The sequence below is a fragment of the Pseudoflavonifractor capillosus genome, assembly GCF_016899775.1.
In the GTDB taxonomy this organism is placed as follows: Bacteria; Bacillota; Clostridia; order Oscillospirales; family Oscillospiraceae; genus Lawsonibacter.
In genome coordinates this window covers 1-9207 of record NZ_JACJJE010000084.1, presented here as the reverse complement: position 1 = coordinate 9207, position 9207 = coordinate 1, and the positions used below count along the sequence as shown (strand labels likewise).

10 protein-coding genes and 1 pseudogene are annotated in these 9207 nt (G+C 57.1%); 3 read left to right on the top strand and 8 right to left on the bottom strand.

Annotation, left to right across the window (positions count from 1 at the left end; translation table 11 throughout):
- The 7 genes and pseudogenes from H6B31_RS15615 to H6B31_RS15590 form a co-directional block, all read right to left on the bottom strand.
- The coding region (locus tag H6B31_RS15615; RefSeq protein WP_204899347.1) for a hypothetical protein at positions 1-581 on the bottom strand (581 nt) is incomplete at its 3' end.
- Between the two features lie 410 nt (positions 582-991).
- The gene (locus tag H6B31_RS15610) at positions 992-1867 is read right to left on the bottom strand and encodes a tyrosine-type recombinase/integrase (protein ID WP_204899346.1); all 876 of its coding nucleotides are present in this window, start codon (positions 1865-1867) and stop codon (positions 992-994) included.
- A gap of 294 nt (positions 1868-2161) precedes the next feature.
- Positions 2162-3007: a tyrosine-type recombinase/integrase gene (locus H6B31_RS15605; protein ID WP_204899345.1), complete on the bottom strand. Its 846-nt coding sequence runs from the start codon at positions 3005-3007 to the stop codon at positions 2162-2164.
- 228 nt (positions 3008-3235) lie between these two features.
- Positions 3236-3361 (bottom strand): hypothetical protein, encoded by a 126-nt coding sequence (locus tag H6B31_RS17610; protein WP_275960814.1) that lies wholly within the window; start codon positions 3359-3361, stop codon positions 3236-3238.
- 50 nt (positions 3362-3411) lie between these two features.
- Positions 3412-3582, bottom strand: a pseudogene (locus tag H6B31_RS15600) (tyrosine-type recombinase/integrase); the annotation flags it as partial.
- Positions 3583-3921: 339 nt separating this feature from the next.
- Positions 3922-5094, bottom strand: coding sequence for a M20 family metallopeptidase (locus H6B31_RS15595; RefSeq protein WP_346014104.1), 1173 nt, complete (start codon positions 5092-5094; stop codon positions 3922-3924).
- Between the two features lie 27 nt (positions 5095-5121).
- Positions 5122-6495 (bottom strand): YfcC family protein, encoded by a 1374-nt coding sequence (locus H6B31_RS15590; protein WP_204899344.1) that lies wholly within the window; start codon positions 6493-6495, stop codon positions 5122-5124.
- Here H6B31_RS15590 and H6B31_RS15585 point away from each other — a divergent pair.
- Together H6B31_RS15585 and H6B31_RS15580 are read left to right on the top strand one after the other, a co-directional pair.
- Positions 6487-6744, top strand: a complete 258-nt coding sequence (locus H6B31_RS15585) for a hypothetical protein (RefSeq protein WP_204899343.1) — start codon at positions 6487-6489, stop codon at positions 6742-6744. The genes H6B31_RS15590 and H6B31_RS15585 overlap by 9 nt on opposite strands.
- Before the next feature lie 29 nt (positions 6745-6773).
- Entirely contained in the window at positions 6774-7700 is a 927-nt protein-coding gene (locus H6B31_RS15580) for a LysR family transcriptional regulator (RefSeq protein WP_204899342.1), read from the top strand.
- A 30-nt stretch (positions 7701-7730) separates the two neighbouring features.
- Here H6B31_RS15580 and H6B31_RS15575 read toward each other — a convergent pair whose 3' ends face one another.
- The gene (locus H6B31_RS15575) at positions 7731-8642 is read right to left on the bottom strand and encodes a LysR family transcriptional regulator (protein WP_275960810.1); all 912 of its coding nucleotides are present in this window, start codon (positions 8640-8642) and stop codon (positions 7731-7733) included.
- A gap of 194 nt (positions 8643-8836) precedes the next feature.
- On the opposite strand from H6B31_RS15575, the gene citD reads away from it, so the two are divergent.
- Positions 8837-9139, top strand: a complete 303-nt coding sequence (citD, locus tag H6B31_RS15570) for a citrate lyase acyl carrier protein (protein ID WP_204899340.1) — start codon at positions 8837-8839, stop codon at positions 9137-9139.
- Positions 9140-9207 lie beyond the last annotated feature (68 nt).

The window sequence follows — 9207 nt, the reverse complement described above, 5'->3', positions numbered from 1 at the left end:
CTGATCTTCTCGATGTTGACAACCAGCTTGCCGCCGTCCTCGGCCATGAAATCACCGGACACAGTCATCTCGTACCCCTCGGGCACATACTGCTCCAGCACGGAGTAGTTCTGAACACCGGCAGGCACGAAGTAGTCACCGCCAGCAACGACTTCATCGCCGTACTTGAACTGGATGTTCATGATAACGTCGGTGCTGATCTTCTCGATGTTGACAACCAGCTTGCCGCCGTCCTCGGCCATGAAATCACTGGACACAGTCATCTCGTACCCTTCGGGCACATACTGCTCCAGCACGGAGTAGTTCTGAACGCCGGCAGGCACGAAGTAGTCGCCGCCGGCAACAAAGGTACCATCAGCGGTCTTGAAGGCAATGTTCATGATGACGTCGGTATCGGCCATAACCTTCTCAACGCCGATCTCCAGCTTACCGTTCTTCTCAGCCATGAAGTCGCCGGACACGGTCATCCTATAGCCAGTAGGCACATACTGCTCCAGCACGGAGTAATTCTGCACTCCGGCAGGCACAAAGTAATCGCCGCCGGCAATGACTTCATCACCGTACTTAAACTGGATGTTCATAATAACTGCTTCAGGGGCAATCTTCTCGACGTTGATAACCAGCGTTGCGTCAGCCTCTGCCATAAAGTCGCCGGACGCGGTCATTTGGTATCCTTCGGGCACATACTCCTTTAGCACAGAGTAGTTCTGAACGCCCGCAGGAACAAAGAAGTCACCAGCTTTTACGACTTCGCCGTCGCAAATAAACTGGATCTTCATGATGATTTCTTTTTGTTCCTGCTCAGATGTTGCTGTATTTGAGAACTGAGCCCCAGTCTCATTTGCCGGTGCCGCCAATGCCGAAACAGGCAGCAGTGTCAGCACCATACAAGATGTCAACAGTGCCGACAAGATTCTTTTTTTCATTTTACCCGTTCCTCCTTACTGTTTGAAATGGTCGCCTCATAATCGCAGAGGCGGGGAAGAGCACATCACACGTCACTCACCCCCTTACCCACATCCCAGCCGACGGTAAGCTGTTCCGCTTCCATCAGCCGGTCGCAGGCCTGCTCCACCAGCAGGTCGATTTGGGTGCGAATGCCGTCCTGAGTACTCTGCCACAGCCGCTTCAAACAGCGGGGATTGGCTTTTTCCTCCGGTACCCGGGCGTCCCGGCACAGCTGCTTGATGCTGTCCGTGACGGCGGTGCGGCCCAGCGGTTTTCCGCTCTTGGTATGGAAAATGGGGCCGGAAGCCGTCCCCTCCCGCCGGGCGTAGGCCAATAATTCCTTCCGCAAAAAGTCCGGAAGGTGGAGCAGCTGGACAATCCCGCAGCTGCGGACGATGACCCGGCCCTCGGTAATGGCCTCCACTGTCACCCGCGGCAGCTCCTGCAGGGGCAGGCCGGTACAGCCGAAGAGCTTCACCAGCAAATACAGGCGCTCTTTATCCAGCGCCCGGGCCGTAGTGAGCAGACGGAGATACTCCGTCCGCGTCAGCTCTGGCTGCACGTCGTCTACCTCCAGAGACCCTACGGACTGCAGGTCCCTGCGGCCCAAAAACGCCATCAGGCTGTTGGCCACTGATATGCGGACATTGACGGTCCGGGGGGAGTACCCTCCCTCCAGCAGCGTCCTCTGCCACCGCGCCAGGGTGCCGGGACGGACCGTCTTGTCCTCCGGCAGCCCGTCATACAGCGCGTGGACATTTCGCCTGTAGGTCGCCAAGGTATCGTGTCCCCGTCCCTGCTGGGACAGGCTGTCCAGATATGCCTCCAAGTCCGCCGGGGTCAGCCGCAGACCCGGAGGTCCCGCACGAGGCGGGGATTGCACCCGGCGTTCCACCGCCGGGTCCAGCAGCGCCTCCATCGTCCTCATCTCCTCCCGTTGTAGGCAAAATGAGTGTTTAGGACGCGCCGCGACGGCTGAGTCTGCTCTGAATCCGTTTCATTTTTCGCCAGGACGTTAAAAAACGGAAAGAAATGGCAAAACGGGCGTGAAAGCCAAGACCGCTTGAGCAAGGTTTTTTCAAGCGGTCTGATTTTCACGCCCAAAATTGCAGGAACACCTTGAAATCTTTCAAGCTTCGTGCTACAATTCAGCTAACCATATGTAAGGATTTGGTGTTTTTTCGCGCTCAGAAAGCAAAACACTCATTTTGTCCTACTGGATGAGACGCATCCGGCTTAAAATTTTCATGTGCTCCACGCCGGTAGAAATGAGGTAGATCCGGGTGGTCTCGATGGAGGAGTGGCCCAGCACATCGGCCAGCTTCACCACATCCCGGCACACTTTGTAAAAGGTTCGGGCGAACAGGTGCCGCAGGTTGTGGGGAAACACCTTGCTGGGGGCCACCCCTGCCACCTTGCACAACCGCTTCATCTCTGCCCAAATCTGCCGTCTGGACAAGCTCTTTCCGCTTCTGGTGAGAAAAATCTCGCCGGAGGCGTTTTTTTGCTGTCTGGCGTACTTTTTCAGCTTCCGGCACAGCTTGCCGGGGAGGAGAATGGTACGCAGCTTCCCTTTCAGGGAGATCTCCGCCCGCCCCACCTGGGCGGCCTCCACGGTGATATACTTTACCTCGCTCACCCGGATTCCGGTGGCACAGATGGTCTCCAGCAGCAATGCCAGCCGCTCCCGGCCCAGCTCATGGGCACTATCCAACAGCCGCTGATACTCCTCCCGAGTGAGCTCCTTCCGGTCGTCCCGGAACAGCTTCCGCTGGATTTTTAGGGCCTTCACCTTGCAGTCCTCCCAGCCCAGGAAGGCAAAAAACTGGTTCACCGCCGCCACCATGGAATTGACCGTCACCGGGGCGTATCCCCGCTCCAGCAGACTGTCCCGCCAGGCAGCTGCCCGCTCCCGGGTCACCTCCGCCCCGCCCAGCCAGACAGTAAACGCCCTTACGTCCCGGAAATACTTCTCAATGGTACCCGAGCTGCGCTCCTGCTCCAACAGCGCCCGGGCAAACGCCTCCAGTGCCTCTCTGGTCATAATCCGATGTTCCATTTCTCGCTCTCCTTTGGATAAAATCCTTCTTATTTTACCCAATCGGGGGGATTTTACGAAGAACTCCTAAACAGAATCAGCTGTATGAATACTCTTTTTCATTGACCCAAAATCTGACCCAGAACCGGAAAAACAGGGTTGGAGCAGAGAGCACACAACCTTCGGGTTTTGGGCTTAAAAATACCCGGAAAGCCTCGAAACGCAGCGGACGGACAAACAGACGACAGCTCATAACCCGGAGGTCGGAGGTTCAAGTCCTCCTCCCGCAACCAGAAATCCGCTGGAATCAGGTGATTCCAGCGGATTATTTTTGTTTTCCGCAACTTTTTGGGGGAGTTTATTTTTCTCTTTCAAATCTGACCCAGATCCTGACCCATACGGGAATTTTTCCGGACTGGAGAGGGCTATAAACTGCCGGAGAGGACGTGTTCCATTGCTTCCGCCGCCTGCCGCTGGGCCGAGGTGGTCACATGGGCGTAGGTGTCCAGGGTAAACCCGGCGCTGTAGTGCCCCAGCATTCCTGACACGGTTTTCACATCCACTCCGTTTTGCAGAGCCAGGGTGGCGAAGGTGTGCCCTCACAGTATAATTGCGACAAACCAGAAAAGCCCGTAGTATCAAGGGCTTTGAGGTTTTCAGCCTAACTTCTCGTCCTTTTCCAAACCGAAAGATCATGCTGAAAAAAGTTGAAAAATTGGAGCGGAATTGGGCGGGAACAAAGCGAGTGCTACAGGACCCGGCCATTTTTGTCATAACAGGAAGTCCCGCCAGCCAGCAAGAACATCAGAAGGGCTGGAGGGAGATAACATATCTCTATCAAAGCAGCAGTATGCCGCAGAAGCCGGTTTCCCGGCCCTGCGGCATACTCTTAGGGATATGGAAAATAGATTACAAATAGGTTAAGGAATGAACAGTCAGCTGTGGGTTTCCTGATTCTCGTGGAACTCCGCCTGAATCTCTTCCAGCCGGGCAGGATCTTCTGTCAGGTCACAGGCGGTCCCACAGAGCACCTTGGCGGCGATGAGCACCGCCTCGTGGGCCTCCTCCCCCTTTCCCGCGTTCAGGAACTCCAGGGAGTGGGAGGACGTCCCCTTGGGGACCATAGCCACCCGGATGCAGCTGCCTGGCAGCTGATACATCACGTTGCTGAAATCACTGGAGCCGGTCTTCTCCCGGGGGGGACTGATGCGGGGGGCATGGACCAGCTCGGCGTTCTCCATAATCAGCCGGTTCAGGCTCAAAACCGGGATCTTGTTGGCCAGCCGGTCCCCCTCCTTCATGTCATAGGTGACCCCGGCGATGAGGGCGGCGCCCTGGATGATCTCCTTGAACCGCTCCACCACGGCATCCAGAGATTTGCGGGAGTAAGACCGGAGCATGAATTTCCCTTCCGCAGTGTCGGGCACCACGTTGGCCGGGCCGGGGGACTGTAGGATGGTGTAGTGCATGCGGGTATCCTCGGGCACATGCTCCCGCAAAAATTCGATTCCGTTAAAGGCCATCAGCAGGCCGTCCAGGGCACTGCGGCCGTCCTCCGGCTTCAGGGCTGCGTGGGCCTTCTTCCCGTGGAAGGTGACCACAAAACTGGACATGGCCATGGACTTCACGTCCACCGTGGTGGTGGGGGAGCCGTGCATCATCAGCGCCACGTCGATGTCCCGGAAGCACCCCTGCTCCAGCATGCGCAGCTTCCCGTGGGCGGTCTCTTCTGCGGGGGTGCCGTATACCACCACAGAGAACGGCTTGTCCCCGGCGCACTCCTTCAGGGCCTTGGCCGCCCCCACGATGGCCGGGCCCTGCATGTGGTGGCCGCAGGCGTGGCCCAGGCCCTCCAGGGCGTCGTACTCGCACAGAAGGCCGATGCGGGGGCCCCCCTGGCCGTTGGAAAACTCCGCCCGAAAGGCGGTTTCCACCCCGCCGGTTCCCAGCTCCACTTGAAAACCGCAGTCTTTCAGGTAATCGGTCAGCACCTTCTGGGCGTGAAACTCTTGAAAGCCCAGCTCCGGGTGGTCATAAATGTCGTCCGCCATGGAGAGAAGCGCGGCGCGCTGCTCCTCCACGCGGGCAAATAAGGTTTCCTTGGTCACAAGAATCGCTCCTTTCTCAATCTGCGGTTACTGCAGGTGGATGGCCTGGGCGATGGCCACCAGGATGCAGCCCACCACCACCCAGAGCAGGAAGATCTTTCCGATAAAGCGCATCCACCGGTCGTAGGGGATGTTGGCCGCGCCGATCAGGCCCATCAGGGCAGTGGAGGTGGGGAAGATGTAGTTGCCGAAACCGTCGCCGAAGTTAAAGGCCAGGATGACGGTCTGACGGGTCATGCCCACCAGGTCAGCCACGGGCAGCAGCAGGGGCATCATCACGGCGGCCTGCCCGGAGCCGGAGGCCATGAACACATTGAAGACGGTGCAGATCAGGAACATAGCCGGCGCCTGCAGCACAGTGGGGACCAGGTCCAGTCCGCCCGCCAGCACATGGACGATGGTGTCCATAACGCCGCCGTCCGTCAGGATCAGGGCAATGGAGCGGGCCGAGCCCACGATCATGACCGCACCCAGCATGGTTTTGCTGCCGGCCACAATCCCCTTGGCGATATCCGACAGGCTCTTGCCTGCCAGCAGTCCCACTGCGATTCCCAGCCACAGGAACATAGCCGCAAATTCCGCCATATCCCAGTCCAGGGTCAGGCCGCCGTATACAATAATGGCCAGTACAATGACCAGCGCCGCCAGGATCGCGACCCGTCTCCAGTTCAGCTCGCCGAAGGAGGACAGGTCTGTGGTGGATGCTTTCATCTCGCTTTGCTGGTCCAGATCATACATAGGGCTGAGCTGCGGGTTTTTCTTGATCCGCATGGCATAGCGGATCAGGAAAATGTTGGTGATCACCCAGAAAACCACCAGACAGATGGCCCGGTACCAGATGCCGGAGAAGGGGACCAGACCGGCGATCTCCTGGGCCAGCAGAGTGGTGCTGGTCTGTAAGGTGCCGGTGGAGAAGCCAACCGCTCCGCCCAGCAGGATGATAGACACGCCGACCAGAGAGTCAAGGCCCAGCGCAAAAGACAGCATCACCGTAATGGGAACGAATGGAATGAACAGGTTTACGCCCTGATTGGTGGCAATCAGGGTAAAGATCAGGGTGAGCATGGGGATAAAGATGTAGAAGCGGTTGGAAAATTTCCGGGCCACCTTGGCGATAGAGGCCTGAAGGGCCCCGCTGTCCGTAATCAGATGGAAGGCTCCACCGGCGAACAACAGCATAAAGATCAGGTCGGCGGCGTCCAGAAAGCCGTCGATGATATAGTTCATGATGCGCAGCGGATTGACCGGAGTATTCTCCACAAAGTGGAAGCTGTTCGGATCAATCAGCTCCCGGCCGGTAACTGGGTCCTCGATCTGTACATACTCTCCCGACGGCACGATCCAGGTAAACAGGACGGCAGCCAGGATGATGATGAAGATGATGACCAGGGTATGCGGCATTTTGAATTTTTTCTTTTTGGCGAGTTCCTTCGTCTCTCCCATCTGTGGTTCCTCCTCTATGATTTGATTAGATGCAGCGCCTCCCTGCCTGCGCTGTCATTTTGGCCGGCGAGGCGGCAGGTCCAGCCCAAATGTCAGTTCAGGCTGGAGCAAGAGCTGCTTGCCGGTTTTTCTGAAATTGAGTATAATAAATGGGAGAAAGAAAGTAAAATCGACTTTTCTTTGAGGGGTAATAAGAAAAACTTATGATCTTATAAGGCGGTCGGGAGGGAGACTGGATGAATTTAAAGGAGCAGCAATATATCGTAACACTGGCCAATTATGGGAATATGACGCAGGCGGCCAAAAAGCTGGGGGTGACTCAGCCGGCCCTCTCCTCATACCTGTCCAGCGTAGAGAATGGGCTGGGTTTTCCGCTGTTTGAACGCACCGGCCGGAGGCTGATCCCGACCTACCTGGGAGAGGTCTATCTGGAGAAGGCCCGAAAAATCCTGGCGCTGGGGGAGGAATTCCAGCAGCAGGTGGGACAGGTCATCAGCGGCTATCAGGGACGGCTTCGGGTGGGTGTGCCCCTCCGCCGGGCGCCGCAGCTGATTCCCTCCGCCCTGAAAGTCTTCCGCCGGTCTTACCCCAACATTGATTTGAGCTTTCAGGAGGGAAATCAGGGGGCGCTGAGAAAACTGCTGGATCAGGACCAGCTGGATCTGATGCTGTGCAATTTGGTGGAGCCGCAGAGCGATCTGACCTATCTGACAGTTTATCGGGACCCGGTGGTCTTTTTGGTACAGAATGAACACCCATGCGCCCGGTATGCCCAGTACCGGGACGGATTCAGCCGGCCGTGGATCGACCTCAAGCAGTTTGAATCCGAGGTGTTTATTCTTCAGCACGAGGGGCAGAGCCTGCGCCACTACGCCAACCGGGTCCTGGAGTCGGGAGGGGTCCAGCCCATCCGGACTCTGTTGATCCGCAATATTGAGGCTTCCGCCCAAATGGCCTCCATGGGGCTGGGCGTGGCCTTCTGCCTGGAGAGCTATCTGCAGCACATGCACTTTATCAATCCGCCGCAGATTTTTTCCGTGGGGGAGCGGCAGCAGTATGCGGAGTTCTCAGTGGCCTACTATAAGGAACGGCAGCTGCCGGACTATACGCTTCATTTCATCCAATTTCTGAAAGAATTGCTGGAGTTCGGATCGAGCCGGTAAAAAATCACAAAATATCTGCGAGAACTTTGTCTATTTTTCCGCATTCAAAAGGGCGGCTCCTTCGGAGGTATACTGAACGATGAGAAACAGAATGGCCTCTGCATACTGGGGAACATGTTCTTTTTTACGAAGACAGGCGTAAAAATGCCTCCGGCTTTCATAGCCGTCCAGCGGATAAAAAGGCGCTCCGGAGGGCAGATAACTGTCCGGGCAGAGGAGGTAACAGCCGCAGCGGAGGGCGATCTGCTGGGCTGTTTCCATATTGTCGGTCTCCAGAAAGAACCCGGGGTGGAGGCCGTGCTCCTGAAAGAGGCGGTCCTGGATGACCCGCACGCTGTGCCCCGCCTTGAGCGCCACGAAGCGCCCATTCTCTGTTTCCTTTAGGGAGATAGCCGTCCCAGGGGGAAACCGCTGGGCCAGGGGGCTGGCAGGTCCAGCCAAAATACCGATTCGCTCCTTTTGAAGCAGACGGTATTCCAACAGGGGATTGTTCGGTTCGGTGGAAGCCAGCGCCATATCCACGCTCCCCTCTTGAAGCAGCTGCTCCAGCTTGGCGCTGCCGGCCTCCTGAAGCGCGACCTCTACCTTGGGGAAACGGCTGGCGAATTCGGGCAGAATGCAGGGCAGAAGCTGAGCTGACCGCAGCATGCTGATTCCCAAGCGCAGACGCCCCCGTTCCTCCCCGCGAATCTCCCGCAGTTCATTTTCCAGGATCTCATTGGTGTTCAGAAGCACGGAGGCGGCATGCAGATACCGCTCTCCGGCGTATGTGGGGCGGAAGGACAGACTGCTCCGGTCAAACAGCGGTACGCCAGCCTCCTCCTCGATCTGCCGCAGCATCTGACTGAGAGAGGGCTGGCTGATATACAGCTGTTTGGCCGCGGCGGTAATTCCGCCCTTCTCCGCAATGGTTTTCATGTACAAAGCCTGCCGTAAATTCATAAAGCGCCGTCTCTCCTTTTTAAATGGCTTTTCTCTATTTTATGGAGGCGGAGGGCAGAAAGTCAAGTAAATCATAGGATAATCCCTATGAAGATAATAATTAAAATTGTATTTGTATTATAATGTGCCCCGTGCTACTCTTTTTGACAGAGAGAATTCATGGCAGCTTCTGGATACAGGTAAGGAGGTCAGATATGAATATTTTGAAGCCCGCCGTGGCGGGGACGCTGGAGTCCAGTGACGCCCAGGTGACGGTGGAGCCCGGCGAGGGGAGCCTTGAGCTGGACCTGAGCAGCAGCGTGATGAACCAGTACGGCCGTCAGATCAAGGCCACAGTGCTGGAGACCCTGGAGCGCCTGGGGGTGACCGACGCCCGGGTGACCGTGGTGGACAAGGGGGCCCTGGACTGCACCCTGAAGGCAAGAGTGGAGTGCGCGGTGTTCCGCAGCTGCGGGGCCTCGGAGCAGAATATTCCCTGGGGAGGTGCTGTGCGATGATCCCTCGTCCCAGACCGGAGCGGTTCCGGCTGCGCCGGACCATGATGTTTATGAACGCCCAGAAGCCG

What these genes read in the sequence shown, in the direction of transcription:
- H6B31_RS15605 (WP_204899345.1), bottom strand. Translation starts at nt 3,007, where the DNA reads ATGGAACATCGGATTATGACCAGAGAGGCACTGGAGGCGTTTGCCCGG.
- H6B31_RS15575 (WP_275960810.1), bottom strand. Translation starts at nt 8,642, where the DNA reads ATGAATTTACGGCAGGCTTTGTACATGAAAACCATTGCGGAGAAGGGC.
- H6B31_RS15590 (WP_204899344.1), bottom strand. Translation starts at nt 6,495, where the DNA reads ATGCCGCATACCCTGGTCATCATCTTCATCATCATCCTGGCTGCCGTC.
- H6B31_RS15610 (WP_204899346.1), bottom strand. Translation starts at nt 1,867, where the DNA reads ATGGAGGCGCTGCTGGACCCGGCGGTGGAACGCCGGGTGCAATCCCCG.
- citD (WP_204899340.1), top strand. Translation starts at nt 8,837, where the DNA reads ATGAATATTTTGAAGCCCGCCGTGGCGGGGACGCTGGAGTCCAGTGAC.
- H6B31_RS15585 (WP_204899343.1), top strand. Translation starts at nt 6,487, where the DNA reads ATGCGGCATTTTGAATTTTTTCTTTTTGGCGAGTTCCTTCGTCTCTCC.
- H6B31_RS15580 (WP_204899342.1), top strand. Translation starts at nt 6,774, where the DNA reads ATGAATTTAAAGGAGCAGCAATATATCGTAACACTGGCCAATTATGGG.